The organism is Acidiphilium sp. PA (assembly GCF_026191915.1).
In the GTDB taxonomy this organism is placed as follows: domain Bacteria; phylum Pseudomonadota; class Alphaproteobacteria; order Acetobacterales; family Acetobacteraceae; genus Acidiphilium.
Window position 1 is genome coordinate 15,385 of record NZ_JAIMBY010000009.1, and the last position, 23,585, is coordinate 38,969.

A 23,585-nucleotide genomic window follows, 5' to 3' on the forward strand; every position below is an offset into this window, starting at 1 on the left:
CGCTCGAAAAAAGATGCCCCTTTCACTAACTTCCCGCCCGCCGCAATAGCGCAGCCCGCGCCGACCGCCACTCTTCTTCACTCAACTCCCGCGCGTGCCGCGTCCGCAGCGGCTCAGCCCGCGGCACCGCCGCCGTCGAGGATGACGACCCGACCCCGAACAACCATGGCTTGGCGCGCTTCAGCGCGGCCATGATACCGGCCGGATCGGTAACCGATCCGTCATCGGACAACGCCACGGCATCCAGATCAATCAGCTTCAATCCATCAAGATCAACCATCCCCGCGCGCACAGCCTCCACCTTGAGCTCCGCACGCTTCAGCCGCTCACCGGATTCCCGCTGAACCGCGCCCAGTGCCCGCTCGGCCGCCTCAGCGCGCGCCTGCCAATCAGCCGGCGGTGATCCGTCATCACTTCTGTCTTCACTCATGCCACATCCTGTTGAGATTGATCTTGTTCCGCAACAATTCGGTCAAGTTCGGCTGCCACATCGACCACCGCATGGCTCGACGCGAGCGATTTCACAGCCGTCTCGCGCGACATCTGCCCGGCATTCACCAACGTCGCAATCGCCTGCGCCTCCTTCAATCGGTCATCCGCTGAAGCCGGATACCACCGCGGCCAGCGTAAACTCAGCCGCACATCCGCATCCACATCGGGCATCGCCTGCCCCATCACCCGAATCGCAAATCGCGCGCGTGCGCGCAGCACCATGCGCAGCAAAGCGAGCAACCCACCCTCGCCATACGAAATCCGCAGATTGTCCGCGAGCCAGATCAAACCCTGGTTCATCAACTCCAGCGCCCGACCCGATTGTGCCGCACTCAGCCTGTCCGCATTGGCCCGGTTACCGTGCACGCTTTCCAGCGCCATCTCGCGCAGGGTCCGCACATAGTCGATCACTGCCGCCGAAGCCGTGCCACCAATCTCCAGGAGCTTCGCATCACCCTTTTCGGAAACAATCAAGGCATTTCCGGCACCTTTGACCAGTTCACGATCAGTCGTAACCGGCTCCTTAATCAACAGCGTCGGATCAGACGCATATTTCAAGCCACGTCCGGCCTGCGATAACTGATAATCGATCTCGATGCCGGTATCGATTGCCGCCCTGAACGTGCAGGCGCCGTCGACCCCGTCGCCACCCGGCAAGTTCTTGATCCACACGATCGGCACGAACCCCAGCCCATGCCGCACACTCCGCATTTCGTCGATCTGGGGCGATCCCTCATCAACAACGGCTTGGGGCAAAAACCAGGTCTCACCGCCCCCGTCCCAAACCCGCTGAAACCAATAGAATTGCGCCGGATCAACGTCGGGATATCCCTGCGCCAGCAACTCGGCTCCACGGACCTTGTAGCGCTCCGTGACCGATGCCAGCGTGTCCGGCGCATCCTCTTGCCATACCGGCGTCAGATGCTGCGTCTCCAACACTGAGCAGAACAAACGCCCTTTCAAAACCCGTAACAGAATCGCGACCGATCCAACCGATCCGCGCAGCGCCGCGTCGATCATCACTTCGTTCAGGCGGCACTCGCGCATCACATCGCCGAGTAACGCTTCAATCGCCGGATCTTCGCACACAATTGCCGGAAAATGCCCGGCGCTGAACAGCAGGGCCACCGAATCTTCGACCACGATGCGGCACAGCCCGTACCGAACCGATGGCCGGCGTGCGCGCAGCGGAATATACTCGCCGGCACCGTTTCGCTCATCGCCGAATGCGTACGGCAACGCGTCGTAAATCGTTCCTTCCAATACCCGCCGATAGAGTTCAATCCGCCGTGCCCTGGGCGCCAGCAGCGGATCGGCAGGGATCGTCTGACAGATCGTTTCAAACATCGCCTATCGCCCCATCAGAGTATGCAGAGCCGTCCGACTGATCACAGGCATCTCCCCAATCGTCGTAACTGCCCGGGACAGCGCATCGACCTGGTCATCCTTGTCTCCGTTCGGAAATAATTGCAGTTCTTCAATAAAGTCGGCGGTCCAGCGAGCCTCAACGAGCAACATGTCACCACGGCCGATCACCGCTGAGGACTGCAGGGCTCGCACCAGTTTTGAACCCGTCTCCGGGCTCGACACGACGTTGAAACCTGAAAGCGCGCGCTTCAAATAAGCAATTTGCGCCACGCCGGCCTGCCCGGGGTCCTGCGCCAGAGAGATGGTCGTCGCGGCGCCGTCGCCACGCGCGGTCTCCACCAATAACCGCTCGACCTCTGCCGGCCCCACCCGCATCCGAATGACGTCCAGCACCACCAACCGCCCGTCCTCCAGAGCCCCCAGTTTCAGCCCCACGGTCCAGTCAGGATCACGACCCGGCGAGGCAACAGTCGCGGCAAGATCCCACGCTCGCACCGTTCGCGCCACTGCAGGCGTCCCCGTAAACCGGCCAAGCAGCGGAACATCAAACGCCGCACATTGATCGAGCGTGGGGCTTTGCTGATAGAGCGCGCTGAAAACCCGTTTACCGACTGTATCGCGCCGGCGGATGATTTCCGCCGTGGTCTGCCACTCAGGCCAGAGCGCCTCGCCAAGCACCCGGCCCAACGGATCATCGGCCTCGGCCAGCGCCGGAAACCGGAGCGTGGACCAGTTTTGGTCTTCCTTCATCAATCGGCCCGCCAGATCATCAACATGCCAGCGTGTCATGATCAGTACGACCCGTCCCCCCGGCTTCAGCCGCGACAGCAATTCCGCCCGATACCAATCGAACAGCGAGCGTCGCGCTACCTTGCTATCAGCTTCCGCCCAAGACTTGATCGGGTCATCGATCAGGATCAGGTCAGCCCGCCGCCCGGTAATCGGCCCGCGCACACCTGCCGCGAAATATTGCCCACCACCGGTGAGCGAAAAGCGCCCGGCCGATCGGCTGTTCGCCTCGAGGGCCAGACCAAATGGCGCTCCTTGCTCGGCAATCACACCGCGGAGCCGCCGGCCGAAATGTTCCGCGAGCGAGGCGGTATGGCAGGCGGCGATCACCTCGCTCTGCGGTTTGAAAGCAAACCAATATGCCGGGAACAAGACCGACGCATAGGTCGATTTCGCCGCTCCCGGTGGCATCTGTACCATCAGACGATCAGTTGACCCATCAGCCACACGCTGCAGAGCGTCGATCAATACTAAATGATGCCGCGCCGGTTTGTGTCCCCATGCCGCACACATGGTTTCGGCAAAAGCCCTGAAGCCCTTCATGCCATCCGACGGGGCCCCAGGGCCAAGATCGTCGTCGCCTGCCGAACACCTCAACGCTGTGTCCGTACATAAAACCTCATCATGAAAGAATGGATAGCCCAACTTGGGGTGGGTGGGAAAGCAAAAATAACTTACTGTTAGAATTTATTTTTCCGACCCTGAAAACAGCCCAGCGAATTTGATTCATTGGCAGGCCTCATTGAAAGCCGAACGCCACCCCAACCTCACTACGCACAACCAACGTGCTGCTCGGCGGTTCGTAAAAGCCATTGTTCAACGCGGAGCCCGCATAATTGAAATGCCGCACCCCGAGACCGGCGAACAGGTGCAGCGCATTGCTCAACTCCCAGTCGGCACCGAGATGAACCGTCTCTTCACCGCTGGTGCCAAATTCTGCCGCAAACCCCAAAGCCGGCGCGGAGGCACGCCCGCGAACAACCGCAAACCCTGCTGCGGTGGCCGAAATCACCAAGCGATCACTTAATGCAACGTCGAACCGTGCGCCGGCACCTGCGATCCCCGCGCGGTAGAACTCAGCGTACCCACCGGCACCCCCGACATCGCGATACCATGTCTGATATCCAGCTGCGACAAACGGAACGACATCAACGACCGTTGACAGGGTCAACGCTCGCCCCAATCGCACTTCAACCGTGTTGAAACGGGCGTGATCGGTCGAGTCATACGGCGACAATCGCGGTACCGCATGGCCCTGGATAAATCCATTATAGCTCAGCGGACCGCCGGCAAAGTCATACACCAGGCCCGAATAAATGCCCGGTAGTCCCAGCAGTGGTCCCAACCGCGATGCCTCTGCGGTAAACCCCGGCAACATGCCGCTTTCCCGGTCCGATACACCACCGAAACCCTCGCCATACTGTGTACCTTGCATGACAAACCCAAGCGCTACCCGGGTTTCCGCCGCAACGACGGTTGGGTTGAGCGCGGCTGGCACTCCATCGGCCCACGCGACGATCCCTATCATCGCCAACAGAAACCGCACGCTCAAAAATCGAAAGATGAATGCCAACCGACTCATTGCTCGCCCTTGGAAGACGAGCGCTTTATCGCACTGACTCGTTAAAACTTACTGACGAAGCAAGGCCGGGTATTCCAAAAACCATCACCGTGTCCACCGCGCAACGCTAAACGTCCGCGGCGTCCACGTGAGCTTCTGATGCCCGAGCTTACTGCAACGTCAACAGACTGCCATGTCGCATCTCACTGGGCGAGATCAGCGACGCGGAACCTACCCGTACCGAATGCAACCGTCCCTCGATCTGCCGCGCCCAAAAGGCCAAAAATCTGTTCAAAACAGGATAGCGCGGCGCAATGTCCAGTTCCTGCCAGACAAAACTTTGCAGGACACCCGGGTGGTCCGGCATATGATACAAAATTTCCGCCGTTGTCAGCCGATACCCTTGCAATTGCTTACTCAAACTCATGGCTTAACCCTCACGAAACTGTTGAAAAAGCCCCGCGCCACCGCGCCCTCCGTTTCATGAACATGGCATGACAACCGGGGGGTCTGGCAAGAAAAATCGGCGATATCAATGCATTAGCACTCAGCGCCTCGAAGTGCTGCCGGGCTTGACATATCACTACCCAAGATTTAAACCGCTGGCACTCTCCCGATGAGAGTGCTAGCAGCGCTTGATGCCTCTTTAGGGTCAGCGCGGGCTGAGCCGTTTACGTCCGTAACCAAATCAGGAGCGATCCGATGAAATTCCGTCCCCTCCACGACCGCGTGGTCGTCCGCCGGCTGAACGCCGAGGAAAAGACCGCCGGTGGCATTATCATCCCCGACACCGCCAAGGAAAAGCCGATGGAAGGCGAAGTCATCGCCGTCGGTGCAGGCGCGCGCAATGAAGCTGGCGCCATCGTGGCGCTTGACGTCAAAGCCGGCGACCGCATCCTGTTCGGCAAATGGTCCGGCACCGAAGTCAAGCTCGACGGCGAAGAGCTGTTGATCATGAAGGAATCCGACATCATGGGCGTCATCGAAGGTACCCCGGCCGCCAAGAAAAAGGCCGCCTGAACCTTCCCGATCCCATAATTTTCTAAAAGGAACATAAACATGGCTGCTAAAGACGTTCGTTTTTCAGCCGATGCCCGTGAGCGTATGCTCCGTGGCGTCGACGTTCTCGCCAACGCGGTGAAAGTTACCCTCGGCCCCAAAGGCCGCAATGTCGTGCTCGAAAAGAGCTTCGGCTCGCCGCGCATCACGAAAGACGGTGTGACCGTCGCGAAGGAAATTGAGCTTTCCGATCGCTTCGAGAATATGGGCGCTCAGATGGTCCGCGAAGTCGCTTCGCGCACCAACGACCTCGCCGGTGACGGCACCACCACCGCCACCGTTCTCGCCCAGGCCATCGTCCGCGAAGGCGTCAAAGCCGTCGCTGCCGGCATGAACCCGATGGATCTGAAGCGCGGCATCGACAAGGCCGTCATCGCTGTCGTCGAAGAGCTGAAAAAGCGCACCAAAAAGATCAACAACCCGACCGAAACCGCCCAGGTCGGCACCATCTCCGCCAACGGCGAAGCCGAAATCGGTAAGATGATCTCCGAAGCGATGCAGAAGGTCGGTAACGAGGGTGTCATCACCGTCGAAGAAGCCAAGGGCATCCAGACCGAGCTCGATGTGGTCGAGGGCATGCAGTTCGACCGCGGCTACGTCTCGCCCTACTTCATCACCAACCCGGAAAAGATGGTCGCGGACCTGGATAACCCCTATATCCTGATCCACGAAAAGAAGCTCTCCGGCCTCCAGCCAATGCTGCCGCTGCTCGAATCCATCGTCCAGTCCGGCAAGCCCTTGCTGATCATCGCTGAAGACGTCGAAGGCGAAGCCCTCGCGACCCTGGTCGTGAATAAACTCCGTGGCGGCCTGAAAATCGCAGCCGTCAAGGCACCGGGCTTCGGTGATCGTCGCAAGGCGATGCTGGAAGACCTCGCGATCCTCACCGGAGGTCAAGTCATCAGCGAAGACCTCGGCATCAAGCTGGAAACCGTCACGCTCGCCATGCTCGGCCGTGCGAAGAAGGTGTTGATCGAGAAGGAAAACACCACAATCGTCGAAGGCGCTGGCAAAAAGGCCGACATCACCGGCCGCTGCAACCAGATCCGCGCCCAGGTCGAGGAAACCACCTCGGACTACGATCGCGAGAAGCTCCAGGAACGCCTCGCCAAGCTCGCTGGTGGCGTCGCGGTTATCCGCGTCGGTGGCGCGTCGGAAGCCGAAGTGAAAGAGCGTAAGGATCGCGTTGATGACGCCCTGCATGCAACGCGCGCAGCCGTCGAGGAAGGTATCGTCCCTGGTGGCGGTGTTGCCCTCGCGCGCGCCTCGCTGGTTCTCTCCAAGGTCAAGGCCGATAACGACGACCAGCGCTTCGGCATCGACATCATCCGCAAGGCAATCCTGGTGCCGATGCGCCAGATCGCCGAAAACGCTGGTGAAGACGGCGCCGTGATTTCCGGCAAAGTGCTCGATAAGGATGACTACGGTTGGGGCTTCGATGCCCAGTCCGGCGAGTTCAAGGATTTGGTCAAGGCTGGCATCATCGACCCGACCAAGGTCGTCCGTACCGCTCTGCAGGACGCCGCCTCGGTGGCCGGGCTGCTGGTGACGACCGAAGCCATGGTCGCCGAACGCCCCGAGAAGAAGTCACCCCAGGGTGGCGCCGGCGGTGGTATGGGCGGCATGGGTGGCATGGGCGATATGGATTTCTGATCCACGTCCATCCGCTGATATGGCAGAAAGGCCGTGGAGAAATCCACGGCCTTTCTTTTTGCCAAACCGCCTCCCCACGTTGCACCGGTTTTGAAACCATGAAAAAGTTCCGGGAATGGAAAAAGACCGTCTGGCCGCCTTCAGCGATGGCGTCATCGCCGTCATCATCACCATCATGGTACTCGACCTGAAAATCCCCCACGGTACCAGCCTCATGGCACTCGCAACCGCCGGCCCGACTTTCGTCAGCTACATCCTCAGTTTCATCTACGTAGCAATCTACTGGAACAACCACCATCATTTCTTCCAGCTCGTCCCGCGCGTCACCGGCGCAATCCTCTGGGCCAATTTGCACCTGCTGTTCTGGCTGTCACTCATCCCCTTCGCCACCGCCTGGCTCGGCGCACACCACACCGCCCCCATCCCAACCGCCCTTTACGGCCTCGCCCTGCTGATGCCCGCCGTCGCCTGGTACATCCTGCAAACCACCATCATCCGCGCGCAAGGCAACAATTCAGCCCTCTCCAAGGCTATCGGGCGCGACCTGAAAGGCAAAACCTCCCCCATCCTCTACACCATCGGAATCATCCTCGCCTTCATCGATACCGCCCTGGCCGATGCCCTCTACGCGATGGTCGCCCTACTCTGGCTTATCCCGGACCGCAGGGTCGAACAGGCAATCCCACGAGAAGACTGATGCTGATCACGTCGTGGCGCACCCCTCAGGCGATCCGCCGCTCAAGCCGGAAGGTCAACATTGCAGCGCCCAGGCCCAGCACCGCCATCAAGGCGCCCACGAGTGGCAGATCCACATAGCTTACGCCAGCGCCCAGCGCCGCGCCGCCAAGCCACGCCCCTGCGGCATTGCCCAGGTTAAACGCGCCCTGATTGATGGTAGACGCCAGGTTCGGTGCATCCCGCGCATAATCGATCACGCGCGTCTGCAAGGGCGATACCATTGTGAACACCGCAATCCCCCACACCAGCAGCACGCCAACCGCCAGCACACCATTGAAACTTAACAGCCACAGCGCGACCAGGATCACCGCCAGCGCCGAAAACGTCAGCATGATCGTCCGGGCCGAATGCCGGTCCGCCAATCGCCCTCCAAGCAGGCCACCGGCCGTCAAGCCCGCCCCGAATATCAACAGCGCAACGCTTACCCAATGCGGCGAAAGGCCGCTCACTTTTTCGAGCAGCGGCGCGATATAGGTGAATACGCTGAACAGGCTCATCGAACTCAGCACGGCCATCAGCATCGCCAGCAAGACCTGTGTGCGGCCCAGAATCCGCACCTCGTTCAGCAACCGCCCGCTGCCGCCGGGCATGCCCTTCGGCAACAAAACGGCAATCGCCGCCATCGACAGCAGCCCGATTGCCATCACCGCCCAGAACGTCGCGCGCCAGCCTGCCGCCTGCCCCAGAATCGTCCCCGCCGGCACACCCAACACGTTCGCCATGGTCAGGCCGAGAAACACCAGCGCGACCGCCCGCGCCCGTTTTTCGCGCGGCACGAGATCCGCCGCGACCACCGAGCCGATCCCGAAAAACGCGCCATGCGACAGCGCAGTGATGACTCGCGCCGCCATCATCGTCCAATAACCTGGGGCCAGCGCGCACAGCGCATTGCCCAGCACGAACACGCCCATCAGTGAAATCAGCGCGGTCCGCCGCTGCCATCGTCCCACCAGGACGGCTACGAACGGTGAGCCGAACGTAACCCCGAGCGCATAGGCAGTTACCAGATATCCGGCTTGCGGCACCGATACTGCAAAATCCCGCGCCAACTCGGGCACTAGGCCAACAATCACGAACTCGCTGGTGCCGATCGCGAAACTCGCGACGATCAGCGCTATCAAGGGTAAGGGCATACGCAACCGAAAAAAGTGAAGCGCGCAGAAGGCGCTACTTTTTCAAAAAACAGAAGCAGAAAACTTCTGTTAATTTCGCGTCTGAGGGTTGTCGAAACGCGGGGAGCGCAGGCGCGCGAACGCATCACCCAGCGCCGCCGCCAGATCCCGCCGCTCCGCCTCGCCGAGCGCCATGCCGACGATATGCCGCCCCTCGCGGTTGGCGATCGACAGGATCGGATTGCTGCCGGCGTTTTCTTCGAGTTGCACCCGCAACCACCCTGGCGCCATCGAAACCTGGGTCCGTCGCCCGCGCGGCGTTGTTCGGGTAATGGTCAACCCGTCCGCGGTGAGCAGAATCACCTCCGAAGCCCGCGCGCCGCGCATGTTCATCGAGTACAGGACAACCGCGAGGATCAGGTCGGCCCCATTGAACCCGATCACCGGGAACGCCCCAAGAAAATACATCAGGCTGGTTACCAGCAGCGATCCGGCGGCCATCACGGCGAACACCACATACATCCCGCGCCGGCTCATGCTGCGATGCGGCGTCAGAATGGCTTCGAAAATCGGGGGCGGCCCCAGGTCAGCGGCGATCGTGTCGGACATATCGCTAAATTCGCATCGATTTGACCGACCGCAAGAGCCGAGCCCGACTTGCCAAACCCACCCCGTCCCGACAGTAATCCGCCATGCCGACCGCACAAGCGCCAAAACCCAGACAAATCAAACCGAAATTGATGAAGCGGGCCGATATCCCGCTGTTCCTCACCGCCATCAGCCAGAACAACCCGACGCCCCAGACCGAACTCGTCTATTCCACCCCGTTCACCCTGCTGGTCGCCGTCGTCCTCTCCGCGCAGACCACCGATGCCGCGGTCAACAAAGCCACCCCTGCCCTGTTCGCCGAAGCGCCCGATGCCGCCGCCATGGCCGCCCTGGGGGCAACCGGCATCGCGCGGCACATCCGCTCGATCGGCCTCTGGCAGGCAAAGGCGAAAAATGTCGCCGCTTTGTCCCATCTCCTGCTCGAACGCCACAACGGCAACGTCCCTGCCGATCGCGACGCGCTCGAAGCGCTGCCCGGCGTGGGCCGCAAGACCGCCAACGTCGTGCTCAACGAAGTGTTCGGCCACGCCACCATGGCGGTTGACACGCACATCTTCCGCCTCGGCAATCGCACCGGCCTCGCGCCGGGAACCAATGTCCGCCAGGTCGAAGACGGCCTGGTCGCCCGCATCCCACCGGCGATGCTCCGCCCCGCCCACCACTGGCTGATCCTGCACGGTCGCTATATCTGCAAAGCCCGCAAACCCGAATGCTGGCGCTGCCCAGGTGCCGCGTGGTGCCTTTACAAACCCAAATCCACCTCCGCCGCATCACGATCTCCGGCCGCGACATCGAAAGCCAAATCATGACCGCCGCCACTCCCACCTACCGTCTCGAAAAATCCCTGGGTCTGATCGCCATCGTCGCCTCCGCTGTGACGCAGGAATACGGTGCCGGGATCAATTTCGTGGTCATCCAGAGCATCGGGGTCTATCCAGCCATAAGAAATCTTGTCCCGTTGGCAATGTTCGTCACGGGCGTCGTCATCTTTCTGAAAGTATTCCTGTATGCGCGCTTTTCGCAGGCCATGCCGCGCGCGGGGTCGTCTTATGTATGGACGGTCCGTGCCCTCAACCTGCCGCTCGGCTTTATCCTTCATTTCGTCTGGTGGGCGAGCATCACCGCTGCCATGGGCTTCATTGCGTTCGCCTTCGGCAATTTCCTTGGCAATGCTCTGATCGCTGCCGGCATTTCGGGTGGCCATGCCATCCTGACGCCGCTCGGTCACGTCGTCACCGGCCTCGCCGCCCTTTGGTTTATCTACGGGATTCATATCGCCGGCATCCGCGACTACGGCCGTCTCGTCACGATTCTACTGATTCTCGTGGCGCTTACCGCTCTCGCCGTCTGCATCATCGGGTTCACCACCAGCCCCGCCACCTTCGTCAGCACCGCAGGCGCCCGCACCGGCCTCACCTTGACCGCACCACCCCATCCCGGCCCGTTCGATGCCCACGCGTTTCTGGCCGTATGCACACTGTTCATCTTTGCCTATGGCGGATTGTCCGGCGCACCCGCTTTGTCCGGGGAGACCCGCGATGCCGAACACACCATGCCACGCGGCATCCTGCTCGCCTGGGTCACCTCCGTCATCCTGTTCACCCTGGTCAGCGCCGCACTGCTCCATGCCGCGCCGTGGTGGGCCGCCGAGGCCTTGATCAAGCACAAACACGCCAATCTGGTCACGGCGCCGGGAATTCTCGGGCTTGCCGCCCCGCATGACGTTGCTGCCGTCATCGGCCTGATCATTGCCCTCATCGTCGGCAAAACCCTCGCGCCGCAAATGGTCGTCACGTCCCGCATGCTGTTCGCCTGGGCCGAGGATGACCTGCTGCCGCCGATCTTCGCGCAGACCTCGCGTCGTCATGCGCCGGTCGCAGCCCTTACGCTCACTGTAGTGCTCGCCTCGCTGTTTCTCCTGCAAGCCACCTATATCGGCTGGGCGTTCGGCGTGGTCGCCCGGTCGATCACCATTCTGCTCGTCTGGCTCGCCGTCGCGGTCGCCGCCCTCAATCTTCGGCTCAACCCGCGATTCCGAACCAGCCCATGGTCGCACCCCTTCCGCAACTCAATCTTCACGATCCCGATTGCACTGCTGTCAATTGTCGTAACCCTCGCGTTCATGCGTTCCGTCATCATCCTGCCGCACGCACCGTTCTATGTGCAGCCCTTGTTCCAGGGCGGGGTCATGGCGATCATCGGCGCAGTGCTCTACCTGCGCGCGAAAGCCGCCCATCCGGACCTGGCCGAAACCACCGCAAGCCTCCCCCTCGAATAGCCACCCTTCCAACCACCGCCCCAACGCCATATACCGGGGCACCATGGACGCCAGCCTCTCCTTCGTGAAAATGCACGGCGCCGGCAACGACTTCGTCGTGCTGGACGCCCGCACGCACGCCATTCCGCTCACGACCGCCCAGGCCACCACCATCGCCGACCGAAGGCGCGGCATCGGCTGCGATCAGATCATCCTGATCGAAAACGCACCGACGGCCGACGCCTTCATGCGTATCCTCAACGCGGACGGCTCGGAATCCGGCGCCTGCGGCAATGCCACCCGCTGCGTCGCCGCCCTGCTCGCGGCCGAAACCGGGGCGCGCACCCTCACCATCCAGACCAGCGCCGGCATCCTCGCCGCCACCATCAAAGGCCCCAACCTCGTCGAAATCGACATGGGCGAACCCCTGTTCAACTGGCAGGACATCCCCCTGCTCGAACCGATGGACACACTCAACCTCCGCCTCGCGCTCGGTCCGGTCGAAAACCCCGCCGCCTGCTCGATGGGCAACCCCCACGCGACGTTTTTCATCGAAGACTTCAAGCATCTCGCGCTCGACAGCATCAGCCCCCGCCTCGAACACGCCCGGATCTTCCCCGAACGCGCCAATATCGGCTTCGCCCGGATCGACGGACCCGACCGCATCCGCCTGCGCGTCTGGGAACGCGGCGCCGGCCTTACGCTGGCCTGCGGCTCCGGCGCCTGCGCCGCGCTGGTTAACGCGCACCGCCGCGGCCTCGCCGACCGGCGCGCCGAGATCGAAATGGACGGCGGCAGCCTCACCATCACCTGGCGCGACGACAACCACGTCCTGATGGAAGGCCCGGTCGCCCTGGTCTACGAGGGCACCATCGCCCCAGAGCTGCTACCCGCATGAGCATCGACATCCTCACCTTCGGCTGCCGGCTCAACGCCTTCGAATCCGAAGTCATGCGCGGCCACGCCGAGGCCGCGAACCTCACCGATACCGTGATCGTCAACACATGCGCCGTCACCGCGGAAGCCGAACGCCAGGCCCGCCAAGCCGTGCGCCGCGCCCATCGCGCCAATCCCGGCGCCGATATCATCGTCACCGGCTGCGCCGCGCAGATCGACCCGGACTCCTGGCGCAGCATCGCCGGTGTTACCCGTGTCATCGGCAATGTCGAAAAACTCACGCAAGCGGCCTGGACCGCGACCGAGCCGGTCCTGGTCGCCGATATCATGCAGGTCCGCCAGACCGCAGCCCATCTGATCGATGGCTTCGGCAGCCGGTCTCGCGCCTTCATCGAGGTTCAACAAGGCTGCGATCATCGCTGCACCTTCTGCATCATCCCCTACGGCCGCGGCCCGTCCCGCTCGATCCCGATGGGCGCAATCGCCGCTCAAATCCGCACCCTGGTCGCCAACGGCTATCGGGAAATCGTCCTCACCGGCGTCGATCTCACCTCCTATGGCGCCGACCTGCCCGGCACACCTAAACTCGGCCACCTCGTCCGCCGCCTGCTCGCCGCCATTCCAGACCTGCCGCGCCTGCGCCTGTCCTCGATCGACCCCGCTGAAATCGACGATGATCTCTGGCACGTGATCGAACACGAACCCCGCCTGATGCCGCACCTTCACCTTTCGGTGCAGGCCGGGTCGGATATGATCCTCAAACGCATGAAACGCCGTCACCTGCGTCACCACGTGATCGAAGCCACATCCCGCGCCCGCGCGCTGCGCCCCGGCATCGCCTTCGGCGCCGACCTGATCGCCGGCTTCCCGACCGAGGATGAAACCATGTTCAACGACAGCCTCCGCCTGATCGACGAAGCCGGACTCGACTACCTGCACGTCTTTCCCTACAGCGCGCGCAAGGGTACGCCGGCCGCCCGCATCCCCGCGCTGCCGATGGCCGAACGCCGCGCCCGCGCCGCCCGCCTGCGCCAGGCCGGCGAACGCCGCGCCGCCGCCCGCTTCAAATCCATGATCGGCAGCACCATCACCGCCCTCGCCGAATCACCCTCGAACGGCCACTCCGAGACCTTTGCACCGGTGCGCTTCGCCACCAACGCCGTCCCCGGCAGCCTCGTCACCGGCCGCGTCACCGGCGCCGATGCCACCTCGATCACCCTGGAAACCGCATAATGGCGCTCGGCTTCTTCTCCCGCCTCAAGGCCGGCCTCTCCCGCAGCACCACCAAACTCACCACCGGCATCGCGGACACATTCACCAAACGCAAACTCGACGAGTTTGCCCTCGAAGAACTCGAAGAATTGCTGATTGCCGCGGACCTCGGCCCAACCGTCGCCGCCAAAGTCATCCGCGCCTTCCGCCGCGCCCGGTTTGGCCAGGATGTCTCACCGCCGGAAATCCGCGCCGCCCTGGCCGATGAAATCGCCAAAATCCTCGCCCCCGTCGCCCAACCACTCACCATCGACGAGACCAAAAAACCCTTCGTCATCCTGATGGTCGGCGTCAACGGCACCGGCAAAACCACCACCATCGGCAAACTCGCCCAAATCTATGCGGATGCCGGGCAGAAACCCATGCTGGTCGCAGGCGATACCTTCCGCGCCGCCGCCGTCGAACAACTGCAAATCTGGGGTAACCGCGCGCAGGCGCCGGTCGTCATCGGCGCACAGGACGCCGACCCCGCAGGACTCGCCTTCGACGCCATGACCCGGGCCGAACGCGAAGGCGCCAAAATCCTGCTGATCGACACCGCCGGTCGCCTGCACAATAAAGCGGCACTCATGGAAGAATTGCGAAAAATCATCCGCGTCATCAAAAAACGCGATCCGACCGCCCCCCATGCAATCCTCCTCACCCTCGACGCCACCACCGGCCAGAACGCACTCACCCAGGTCAAAACCTTCAAAGACATGGTCGACCTCACCGGCCTGATCGTCACCAAACTAGACGGCTCAGCCCGCGCCGGCGTCGTCGTCGCCCTCGCGGAATCGACCGGCCTGCCGATCCACGCTGTTGGCGTCGGCGAACAAGCCGCCGACCTGCGCCCCTTCGACCCCACCGAATTCGCCCGCGCCCTCACCGGTGCCGATCCGGTCTGATACTTCAGGGGTTCCGGAAGTGATGGCTAACTAAGGAAAGCCAGGGGCTTTGCCCTGGCACTACTTACCGTCACGACCACCCGCAACACCCCCTCAGTACAGCGCCGACCGCGCCCGGGGGGGCACGCGCGTGTACTGGGCCGCGAGGCGCAGGAGGCTTGGGAACGTGCCGGCGAAGCCGAACAGGACACGTTGCGCCAGCGGCATGCGAGCGAGGCGATAGAGGGCGGCGGCGCGCCTGACCTGCCCGCCGATGTCGCGCTGCAGGGCGCGGTGATAGACGGATGCGGCATGTCCGGCGATGATCGCCGTTGTGGCGCGGGTTGCGCTGTGCAGGGCAATGGCCATCCCATCGCCGGTGAACGAGGGGATCACCCCGGCCTGGTCGCCCAGGCGGTATACGCGGTCCGGATCGTTCGCGGCCGCCCGGTGGACAAAGCCGTAGGGCACGCGAAAAATCGTCAGCGGTTGATCGAGCAGCGGCGTGGCGCCGATCAGCCGGTCCGCCAGCAGGGTGTTGCCTTTTACTAAATTGGCCAGCAGTGCTGACCACGTACCGCCGACACGCTGCAACCGCGCCCGGTCGACCAACAGCGACAGGTTGGCCATACCGTCCTCGACCATCTGCAACCCCGCGTAGCCGTCGTCGAACAGGATCAGGTCGATATGACCGGCCAGCGCCTGCCGCGCCGCCGGGTTCAGCCGGAAATACATCTTGAACCCAACCAACGCGTCCGGTTCGGCCGTCTGCCGCCGCACGCCGCGCAGATCGTGCTTGCCGGTAGCCAGCAGCAGCAAATCCGGGCGGATTGGCGCCTCTCCCGCCAGATCCAGTCGCAACCCGTCGCTGCAATCCGCGCCGCGGACGGCGACGCCGCGCCGCACGACCGCGCCGCATAATGCCGCGTGGTCGAGCAACGCCGCATCGAGCCGCCGCCGGGTGATCCCCAATCCCTCGAATGGCAGCCCGACGCACACCGACGCGTCATCGCGCACCAGGCGCAGCCGTGAAATCCGGTGGCCACCCAGCGCCGTGACATTAAAACCGATCGCCACCAGCGAAGCCTGCGCCTCGACGCTCAGAAACTCCCCACAAATCTTGTGTGCCGGCGCCGCATTGCGCTCGAGCACGGTGACATCCCTGCCCGCTCGCGCCAGCGCAGCGGCGGCGGCAGCACCCGCCAATCCCCCGCCGGCCACCACGATCGACGTCATGGCAAGCTTGATACGCCGTAGCGGAATGGAAACTGCCAGCGAATATCACCCTGCACGTCCGCCGCTGCGAGCGCTGCCTGCCAATCGGCCCGGCGAAAACCTCGCGCGATCGAAACCGTTCCGTCGGAAGCCACAATCCGGTGCCACCCCATCAGCCGCGCCAGCACCCGAAACCCGTAATACGGCACCGCATGCCGATGCAGGTCCGTGATGTACCACCCTCGTTGCGCCGTCCGATCCAGCCAGCGCAAAAACTGCACCAATTGCCGGTCATCCAGATGATGCGTGAATTGCGACGTCACGATGAAATCGGGTTTCGGGTCCGGCGCCGCCTCGAACACATCGCCGGTGCGATAGACAATGTCCATGCCTGCCGGCGTCGCCGCCCACGCGGCCGCGGCGCTGCGCGGATTGAGATCGATCCCGCTCAACCGCATCGCAACGCCGCGCTTGTCCGCCCAGCGTGCAATCGCCCGCAGCAAATCTCCATCGCCAAACGCGACATCAAGAACTGAAACCCCGCCCGCCGGCGCCACCGCGGCCAGCCAGCGCAACACCGGTCGGTGCGTGAACGTCACCCGGTTCACCTTTGCCAGATCGCCGATGCAGCGTGCATAAACCGCAGGATCAAGTCCAGGATCGTCCATGATTTCGGGTTCGGTACTGCGGTAGGTCAGGGTCATGCGATATCCCGTCAGCAAGCAAAACGAAGCAAAAGCCGCCTTGTTCCAGGGCGAACGGTGTGGCGCACCGTCACACCACGCTGAACCGGAATGTCTCGGCCACCATACCGGGGCCGAACGCCATCACCATACCCCGCGCGCCCGCCGTCGCCCGCTCCATCATCCGTTTGAGCACGAACATCACGGTCGCCGACGACATATTGCCATGCGCCGCAAGTACTGCGCGGGACGATGCCAAAGCCTCGGGGGCGAGGCCGAACCCGGACTCGACCGCATCGAGCACCGTGCGACCGCCGCCATGCACAGCCCATAAATCGACTGCCTGGGTGCCTTCGCCGCGCAGTAACCCGCCTGCATCCGGTCGCGCCAGGTCCGCGCGCAGCGCCTGGGCAATCTTGCCCGGCACCCCGCCAGAAAGATGCATCAGAAACCCCTGCGCCCCGATATGCCAGGTGATCAGGTCCTCCGTTTCGGGAATCGTTGTCGCCCGGAAATCCGCCATCGCGAACCCTCCGGGCTCTGCGGTCACCAGCGTCGCCGCACAGCCATCGCCGAACAGCATGAACGTCAGCGCGGTTTCCAGGTCGTCTGTCTCCTGCAGATGCAGGGTGCAGAGTTCGAGGTTGACGACCAGAACCCGCGCCGCTGGATCGGCCAGCACCGCCGCCTGGGCAATCCGCAGCGCCGGTACGGCCGCCGAACACCCCATGAATCCTACCAAGGTCCGCTGCACATCCGCCCGCAGGCCCAATCGCCACGCAATATGCTGATCCAACCCTGGTGCGGTGAACCCCGTGCACGATGCCACGACGAGATGCGTAATCCCATCCGCCGCTCCATCCAGCCCCAGCGCCTCGATCGCCTGACCGGCCAATTCCGGCGCGGTCCGCTCATATTGTGCCATCCGCTTGCCGATATCGGGAAATGCGCCACGCCGGTAGAAATCCTGCGCATCAACCTCCCCGTCGACGAGATCGCCCATCGCCAGATGCGAATACCGATGTCCAATGGCCGCGCGCTCCGCCATCCGCGAAAATACCGCGGCCTTGCGCGCGTCCAGCATGGTACGTGCGTAATCAACAAATCCTTGATGAATATCGTTCTCCGGCACCGCAGTGCCAATCCGGTTGATATAGGCCGTGGTCATTGCGCTCGCTTCCATGAGGTTAACGCGGCACACCGCACCGTCCTCAATAAATGAGCATCGTCAAGGCAAAGACAAGCAAGCAGTATCAAATCGATCCATCGCACCCGGCGAAGCACACCACCTACCAACCGTGATGGTGCCAATGATCGCCGTGATATGCCGGATATCGACGCGTTGGCCGTGAATTATCCGGCACGGACCCCAGATACCGCCGGTACGCCGCCACCCAATTCCCGGCCATCATCGCCTGCGCCTGATGGAGGGATAACTGATGCCGGCATACCAGCCTAACCATCCGCGCCTCCAACCGATCCTTGGCATAGGAGCCCCATTCGCCCGGTCCAAAATGCGGCTCCGGCCACAGGTTGAGTGGTGAATCCGGCGACCCTCCCAAATCGAGCGGAATGAGGTGATCCTCCTCGTATTTCCAAGGTCGGGTATCCGCATAACCATAAGCCCGGATCTGCGATTTTTTCAGCCGCTCGGTATACCGCACCCCCGGTCGCACGGATTTCGTCCAACCTCGTACGCAAATCGTCTGATCGATCGTCCCCGCCGTCACAGCCGGATTGATCGCCCCGGGCGTCATCGCCCGATCTGGCAACGAAGCCGCCGGCAAGATACCATGCGTCCAACCCATCGCCGGCAGTAACAGCGCAAAAATGATGAATAAAATCTTCACACGCACTCTGTAGCGCAAATGTCTTAAGATCAGGTTAGCGCCGCCAACCCTGTCCGCAACCGATCCATCGCGCATGCCAGTTTCTCCGGACTCTGCGCAAAACACACCCGCAAATGCCCTTCCCCCGCAGCGCCGAACGCGATCCCCGGCGCTATCGCCACTTTATGATCCAACACCAGGCGCCGCGCCAACGCCAGACTGTCATCGACACCATCGATCCGCGCGAAGGCATAGAAACTCGCCGCCGGTGCCTGCAATTGCACCCGGTTCAACCCCGCCAGCCCCTCCAGCACGATCGCCCGCCCGCGCGCACAGAAATCGCGGAAATCCGCCACGAAATCCTCGCACTCCAGCGCCGCCAGTGCCGCCTCCTGCGAATAGGGCGCCACGGTCGAATGCGTCGCCTCGGTCAATTCGCCCATGGCATCACGCAGCCCCGCCGGCACCACCAGCCAGCCCACCCGAAACCCGGTCATCGCCCAGGTTTTCGACACCGAATTCGCCACCATCACCCGATCATCCGCCCGCGCATGATCCAGCACGGAGGGTGCTGCCACAGCCCCATCGAAGGTCAGGCGCGAATACACCTCATCGGAGAGGAGCCACACGCCATGCCGCCGGCACAGCGCCAACACGCCTGCCACCTCGGCATCGCTCGCCATCCAGCCGGTTGGATTGTTCGGCGAATTCAGACAGAACACACGGGCGCCGGCCAACACCGTGTCGAGCCGCGTCAGATCAAGCCGAAACCCGCCCGCGCCATCCTCATCCAACCCAAACCGCGTCACCTCCGCCCCGCGAGCCAGAGCCGCACCGGCCAAATTCGGCCACTCCGGCTCATGAATCACCACGCGATCCCCGGCCCGCACGATAGCGGCAAACGCCACCGCAATCGCCGCCATACCCGAAGCGGTCACCAGAATGCGCCCTTCCTCCACCGGCAACCGATGCAGCCCCGTCAGATAATCCGCCAGCGCGGCCCGCAACGCCGGTTTGCCACGGCTATCGACATAATGCGTATCACCCGCCGCCACCGCCCGCATCAAAGCCGCCGTCGCCGCTTCCGGCGGCGCGAAATCGGACTCGCCGAACGCCAGATTGACCACCGAAGGATCACCGAACGCGATCCGCCCGATATCGCCGATCTTCGAGCGCGGAATCTGCGAAATTCCCATCAGATCCTTCATCCAACCCGTCCCTCCATCCTGATGACCCCAAGCTCCGTCGCAACCGCATCCAACCGCTCATCCCGCGGCCCTACCGGTACGGCCGGAACTTCCTGGCACGCAAATCCGCAACCCAACCGAAACGCACCGGGCAACCCGGCCAGCGTCCGATCGTAATATCCGGCCCCATAGCCGAGCCGATTCCCCGCCCGATCGAACGCCAGCAACGGCACCAGCACGAAATCCGGCACCACGACATCTCCGACCGGATGCGACGTCCCGAACCGGCCCGCCAGCAGTGGCTCCCCTGGCGCCCAGCGCCGGAATATCAGCGGCAACCCGCGCTTCGGCGTTTCCGGCAAGCACAACGCGTGCCCTCGCGCCACCAGCGCCAGCATCAATGGTCGTACATCGATCTCATCATCGATCGGCCAGAATCCCGAGACGATCGCACCCGCCGCGGGCGCGCACGCATTCATCACCAAATCAGCCAGCCGTGACCCTACTGCAGACCTGAAACCGCCACGTCGCGCCATCGCAACGCGACGCAGGCTTGCCTTTGCAGCAGCTACCGATACATCATCCACGGAAATACATTTGAAAGTGCGAAGCCACCCTGGCCGTTGACGATGTCATCCTCCCAAGGCCTGCAGAGCAGGTGGGCGCCGGAAATACCGGAACCACGGTTCCGACAGAGCCAGCTCCCTGGGAGTACTTATTGGCCCCGGGGATGAACGTGCCTGACGCACCGGGCAGCCTCGCCACCATAACTTAGGACTCTGCGAGGTCCGCTGCAATCTCCTCCGCCCGCGCGGCAATGCGCCGCAGCCGCGCGTTATGCTCGGGTGAGGCGGACTTGGTCGGGCTACTCGCCTTAGCCTTGTCCAGCGCCGCCTTGGTATCGTGCAATTCATCGGCGAGCAGTAGCGACGCCAGGACCAGCAAGCGCGATTCGCCAGACTGCCCACCAATCGCCTTGATACTGGTAATCCGGCGATCGATTTCGGATGCCATCTCCGCCAAATGCGGTTCCTGCCCATCCTCGCAACTGACGGCGTATGAATATCCGTTGATCCGAATGGTTACCTGCGCCATGTCACCCGTGCTCCGTTTCGCCGATCGATGCCAGCGCATCGCGTAACTGCGCGATCAACCGATCAAGCGCCTGCGCAACATCCATACGCGTGCAGGCCGACGGCGTCGTATCGGTTCGCGCCGTCCGCGCGGCAATCTGGCCCAGGGCAGCCTCCAGGCGGTCGAGTGTGTCGATTTCGGTTTCCGGCTCAGTCATGCGATGACTATCGGAGATTTTGCGTTACATGGGAAGCCAGTCGAACCGATCAAAATAACCAACCCACCAAGGGATCAATGCTCCACTTCTTTCACCACGCGATGGAACCATGGATTGCCACCTACGGCAGCCTCGCCGTCGCACTCCTGGTCCTGCTCGAAAGCCTCGGACTGCCGCTGCCCGGCGAAACCGCCCTGGTCTCAGCCGCGATCTATGCCGGCACCACACACCGGATCGATATCTTCATCCTGATCGCCAGCGCTGCTCTCGGCGCCACCATCGGCGGCATTCTCGGTTACTGGATCGGCCGGCGGGCCGGCTACCCGACAATCCTGCGCCACGGCTCGCGCATCGGCCTGACCGAACGCCGCCTGCTCGCCGGCCGCTGGCTGTTCGCCAATCACGGCGGCAAAATCGTGGTCTTCGGCCGCTTTTTCGCCGTGCTGCGCGCCCTCGCCGCCCTGATTGCCGGCGTCACCATGATGGACTGGCGGCGCTTCATCGTCTTCCAGAGCATCGCCAGCATCCTGTGGGCCACCCTCTACGGCGGTGCCGCCTATTGTTTCGGTAAACAGATCGAACACGTCGCCGGCCCGATCGGGATCGCGATCGCACTCGCCATCGTCATCACGGTCATCGTCACCGTCCTGCTGTTCCACCGTCACGGCGACCGGCTCGAACGCCTCGCCGCTGCCCGCGCCCGCCACGAGCAACCATGAGCAATCACCTCGTCATCGCCGGCCTCGGCTTCTCCGGCCGCGCCATCGCCATCGCGGCGCGCAACGCCGGCTTTCGCGTCACCGCCACGGCACGCGACCCGGCCAGCAAGCACGCCCCGGCAGGCATCACCCTCATCCCCTTCACCGAAGCCGGCCCCGCTATCGCCTCCGCTACCCACCTCGTCGTCACCGCGGCGCCGACCGAAACCGGCGATCCGGTCCTGACCCTGCACCAAACCAGCCTCGAAGCCGCCACCCACCTGCGCTGGATCGGCTATTGCTCGACCACCGGCATCTACGGCGACCACGGCGGCGGCACGGTCGATGAAACCACCCCGCCCGCACCCGGCACCGACCGAACCCGCCGCCGCGTCGCCGCCGAAACCGCCTGGTTGGCCTGGTCGAACCGCTGCGCCATCGACATCATGCGCCTCGCCGGCATCTACGGCCCCGGCCGCTCGGTGCTTGACGATCTGCGCGAGGGCACCGCCCGCCGGATCGACAAACCCGACCATAAATTCAGTCGCATCCACGTGGATGACATCGCCCACGGCACACTCGCCGCCATCGCCACCGCCACAACCGGCACCCGCACCCTGAACTTCAGCGACGACGAGCCCGCCCCCAGCGCCACCGTCATCGCCTACGCTGCCGACCTACTCGGCATCGAACCGCCCCCCCTGATCGCGTTCGACGATGCCAAACGCAGCATGTCACCTATGGCGCTCTCCTTCTGGGGCGAAAACCGCGTCGTGCTGAACCAGCGCACCAAAGCGAGCCTGAATTTCGCCTGGCGGTACCCGACGTATCGCGAGGGCCTGGCGGGAATACTTGAGAGCGAGCGCGGGACGTCAAGTGAGTGAAGCAAGCACTGCTTTTTTGTAAAAAAGCAGCAAAAAAACTTTCTTTAATTCAAGGTACGGGCGTTTCCAACGGCACAGCCCCAGATAAACAAAAGTTTTTTGCTTCTTTTTTACAAAAAAGAAGTCCTATCCTCCCTTATCCTTATTCTCGCCCTCATGAATTTCCTCGGCCACAGTCCCATGATTCAACAGCGCCACCAGTGCCACGCCGCCCAAAATATTTCCAAGCAAGGTCGGCGCCAGAAACCCTCCAAAATACTGTCCCAGCGAAGCCGTACCGGTCAGCACGGCATAGGCCGCCTCGGCCGACCCCGCGACCACATGGGATAGCTTGGCGATCGCAACCACATAGGTAATCAGCAGCACGGTCAGCAGCCGCGCCGATCGCGCGCTCGGCAGAATCCACACCATCAGCGCGATCAACCACCCGGCAAACATCGCCTTCACGAACGTCACACCGAATGCGGCATGCACCGCCTCGCGCCCGATCACCCCCAGCGAGTCCACCACCGCACCCGAGAATACGCCATGTACCAGCAACAGCGCGGCAAACACCCAGGTTCCCACCAGATTCGCCACCAGCACGATCGCCCATAACCGCCCGATCGCCACCGCCGTCGCACCATCCCGCCGCGTCAACAGCGGCAGCACCGCAGTCAGCGTGCTCTCGGTGAACAATTGCTGCCGCCCCAGCACCGCGATGATAAACCCGACGCTATAGCCAAAACTCGCGATAAGATGCCGCCACGTGCTCGCCGGCAGGTCCGCGCGGATCAACGCCTCGGTCAGAAACGAAAATCCCATCGACAGGCCGGCCGCAAACCCCGAAAGGGTCAGCGCGCCGTTCGATCGCTCAAGCTCGTCTTCACCCTCTTCACGGATGATTTCGTGAATCACCAGCGGCCGCAATCCGGAATGCTGCGCCGCCTGCGACTGCTCGCCCTGATCCAGATGCGGCGAGTCCGATCCAGCAGCCTTGGAGCCCTCAGCCACAACAAACCCCGATCATCATGCGTTTCACCCCGTTGGATGCGAAGCACATGATGATCGGTCTGGTCAGACTCAAGATCATATCAGCAACGGTTTGCTAGCGCAGTCTCCTAAGGCTAGGCCGCCAAAAGGAGC

General features: G+C 62.9%; 26 protein-coding genes. 10 read left to right on the forward strand and 16 right to left on the reverse strand.

Annotation, left to right across the window (positions count from 1 at the left end):
* Positions 1-25: 25 nt before the first annotated feature.
* From AruPA_RS11945 to AruPA_RS11965, 5 genes are all read right to left on the reverse strand, one after another.
* Entirely contained in the window at positions 26-430 is a 405-nt protein-coding gene (locus tag AruPA_RS11945; protein WP_265636933.1) for a hypothetical protein, read from the reverse strand.
* On the reverse strand, positions 427-1,839 hold the full coding sequence (locus tag AruPA_RS11950) for a phage portal protein (RefSeq protein ID WP_265636934.1): 1,413 nt from the start codon (positions 1,837-1,839) through the stop codon (positions 427-429). Before AruPA_RS11950 ends, AruPA_RS11945 begins: the two co-directional genes overlap by 4 nt.
* Positions 1,840-1,842: 3 nt before the next feature.
* Positions 1,843-3,192: a phage terminase large subunit gene (gene terL, locus AruPA_RS11955; RefSeq protein ID WP_265636935.1), complete on the reverse strand. Its 1,350-nt coding sequence runs from the start codon at positions 3,190-3,192 to the stop codon at positions 1,843-1,845.
* 196 nt (positions 3,193-3,388) lie between these two features.
* Positions 3,389-4,195: a hypothetical protein gene (locus AruPA_RS11960; RefSeq protein ID WP_265637057.1), complete on the reverse strand. Its 807-nt coding sequence runs from the start codon at positions 4,193-4,195 to the stop codon at positions 3,389-3,391.
* 184 nt (positions 4,196-4,379) lie between these two features.
* Positions 4,380-4,637: an usg protein gene (locus AruPA_RS11965; protein ID WP_265636936.1), complete on the reverse strand. Its 258-nt coding sequence runs from the start codon at positions 4,635-4,637 to the stop codon at positions 4,380-4,382.
* 275 nt (positions 4,638-4,912) lie between these two features.
* On the opposite strand from AruPA_RS11965, the gene groES reads away from it, so the two are divergent.
* From groES to AruPA_RS11980, 3 genes are all read left to right on the forward strand, one after another.
* Positions 4,913-5,230, forward strand: a complete 318-nt coding sequence (groES, locus tag AruPA_RS11970) for a co-chaperone GroES (protein ID WP_029312329.1) — start codon at positions 4,913-4,915, stop codon at positions 5,228-5,230.
* A gap of 39 nt (positions 5,231-5,269) precedes the next feature.
* Positions 5,270-6,922, forward strand: coding sequence for a chaperonin GroEL (gene groL / locus AruPA_RS11975; RefSeq protein ID WP_265636937.1), 1,653 nt, complete (start codon positions 5,270-5,272; stop codon positions 6,920-6,922).
* Positions 6,923-7,037: 115 nt separating this feature from the next.
* Complete coding sequence (locus AruPA_RS11980; protein WP_265636938.1) at positions 7,038-7,619, forward strand: TMEM175 family protein; 582 nt, start codon at positions 7,038-7,040, stop codon at positions 7,617-7,619.
* A gap of 25 nt (positions 7,620-7,644) precedes the next feature.
* Here the strand turns inward: AruPA_RS11980 and AruPA_RS11985 are convergent, their stop codons facing one another.
* Positions 7,645-8,781, reverse strand: coding sequence for an MFS transporter (locus tag AruPA_RS11985; RefSeq protein WP_265636939.1), 1,137 nt, complete (start codon positions 8,779-8,781; stop codon positions 7,645-7,647).
* Between the two features lie 81 nt (positions 8,782-8,862).
* Positions 8,863-9,381, reverse strand: a complete 519-nt coding sequence (locus AruPA_RS11990) for a DUF2244 domain-containing protein (RefSeq protein WP_265636940.1) — start codon at positions 9,379-9,381, stop codon at positions 8,863-8,865.
* 131 nt (positions 9,382-9,512) lie between these two features.
* Between AruPA_RS11990 and nth the strand changes: the two genes are divergently transcribed.
* From nth to ftsY, 5 genes are read left to right on the forward strand one after another with little or no spacing between them, the layout of a single operon-like run.
* The gene (gene nth / locus AruPA_RS11995) at positions 9,513-10,190 is read left to right on the forward strand and encodes an endonuclease III (RefSeq protein WP_265636941.1); all 678 of its coding nucleotides are present in this window, start codon (positions 9,513-9,515) and stop codon (positions 10,188-10,190) included.
* Positions 10,187-11,659: an APC family permease gene (locus AruPA_RS12000; protein WP_265636942.1), complete on the forward strand. Its 1,473-nt coding sequence runs from the start codon at positions 10,187-10,189 to the stop codon at positions 11,657-11,659. Before nth ends, AruPA_RS12000 begins: the two co-directional genes overlap by 4 nt.
* Before the next feature lie 43 nt (positions 11,660-11,702).
* Positions 11,703-12,536: a diaminopimelate epimerase gene (gene dapF / locus AruPA_RS12005; protein WP_265636944.1), complete on the forward strand. Its 834-nt coding sequence runs from the start codon at positions 11,703-11,705 to the stop codon at positions 12,534-12,536.
* On the forward strand, positions 12,533-13,768 hold the full coding sequence (mtaB, locus tag AruPA_RS12010; protein WP_265636945.1) for a tRNA (N(6)-L-threonylcarbamoyladenosine(37)-C(2))-methylthiotransferase MtaB: 1,236 nt from the start codon (positions 12,533-12,535) through the stop codon (positions 13,766-13,768). The genes dapF and mtaB overlap by 4 nt, the downstream gene beginning before the upstream one ends.
* Positions 13,768-14,694, forward strand: coding sequence for a signal recognition particle-docking protein FtsY (gene ftsY, locus AruPA_RS12015; RefSeq protein WP_265636946.1), 927 nt, complete (start codon positions 13,768-13,770; stop codon positions 14,692-14,694). Before mtaB ends, ftsY begins: the two co-directional genes overlap by 1 nt.
* A 93-nt stretch (positions 14,695-14,787) precedes the next feature.
* Here ftsY and AruPA_RS12020 read toward each other — a convergent pair whose 3' ends face one another.
* From AruPA_RS12020 to AruPA_RS12055, 8 genes are all read right to left on the reverse strand, one after another.
* Positions 14,788-15,909: an NAD(P)/FAD-dependent oxidoreductase gene (locus AruPA_RS12020; protein WP_265636947.1), complete on the reverse strand. Its 1,122-nt coding sequence runs from the start codon at positions 15,907-15,909 to the stop codon at positions 14,788-14,790.
* Entirely contained in the window at positions 15,906-16,592 is a 687-nt protein-coding gene (locus AruPA_RS12025; RefSeq protein ID WP_265636948.1) for a methyltransferase domain-containing protein, read from the reverse strand. The genes AruPA_RS12020 and AruPA_RS12025 overlap by 4 nt, the downstream gene beginning before the upstream one ends.
* Positions 16,593-16,662: 70 nt before the next feature.
* Entirely contained in the window at positions 16,663-17,739 is a 1,077-nt protein-coding gene (locus tag AruPA_RS12030) for a type III polyketide synthase (RefSeq protein ID WP_265636949.1), read from the reverse strand.
* A gap of 121 nt (positions 17,740-17,860) precedes the next feature.
* A complete protein-coding gene (locus tag AruPA_RS12035) occupies positions 17,861-18,421 on the reverse strand; it encodes a hypothetical protein (protein WP_265636950.1) in 561 nt (186 codons plus the stop codon).
* Positions 18,422-18,450: 29 nt separating this feature from the next.
* Entirely contained in the window at positions 18,451-19,608 is a 1,158-nt protein-coding gene (locus AruPA_RS12040; RefSeq protein WP_265636951.1) for an aminotransferase class I/II-fold pyridoxal phosphate-dependent enzyme, read from the reverse strand.
* Positions 19,605-20,123, reverse strand: coding sequence for a 5-formyltetrahydrofolate cyclo-ligase (locus AruPA_RS12045; RefSeq protein WP_408858598.1), 519 nt, complete (start codon positions 20,121-20,123; stop codon positions 19,605-19,607). The genes AruPA_RS12040 and AruPA_RS12045 overlap by 4 nt, the downstream gene beginning before the upstream one ends.
* Positions 20,124-20,358: 235 nt before the next feature.
* Positions 20,359-20,682, reverse strand: coding sequence for a cell division protein ZapA (locus AruPA_RS12050; RefSeq protein ID WP_265636953.1), 324 nt, complete (start codon positions 20,680-20,682; stop codon positions 20,359-20,361).
* Between the two features lies 1 nt (position 20,683).
* Positions 20,684-20,878, reverse strand: coding sequence for a hypothetical protein (locus AruPA_RS12055; protein WP_265636954.1), 195 nt, complete (start codon positions 20,876-20,878; stop codon positions 20,684-20,686).
* Positions 20,879-20,979: 101 nt separating this feature from the next.
* Here AruPA_RS12055 and AruPA_RS12060 point away from each other — a divergent pair, with 101 nt between their 5' ends.
* Together AruPA_RS12060 and AruPA_RS12065 are read left to right on the forward strand one after the other, a co-directional pair.
* On the forward strand, positions 20,980-21,597 hold the full coding sequence (locus AruPA_RS12060) for a DedA family protein (RefSeq protein ID WP_265636955.1): 618 nt from the start codon (positions 20,980-20,982) through the stop codon (positions 21,595-21,597).
* Positions 21,594-22,460, forward strand: coding sequence for an SDR family NAD(P)-dependent oxidoreductase (locus AruPA_RS12065; protein ID WP_265636956.1), 867 nt, complete (start codon positions 21,594-21,596; stop codon positions 22,458-22,460). Before AruPA_RS12060 ends, AruPA_RS12065 begins: the two co-directional genes overlap by 4 nt.
* 126 nt (positions 22,461-22,586) lie before the next feature.
* Here the strand turns inward: AruPA_RS12065 and AruPA_RS12070 are convergent, their stop codons facing one another.
* Positions 22,587-23,453 carry a formate/nitrite transporter family protein gene (locus tag AruPA_RS12070; RefSeq protein WP_265636957.1) on the reverse strand — a complete coding sequence of 289 codons (867 nt, stop codon included), beginning with the start codon at positions 23,451-23,453 and terminating at the stop codon, positions 22,587-22,589.
* Between the last annotated feature and the right edge of the window lie 132 nt (positions 23,454-23,585).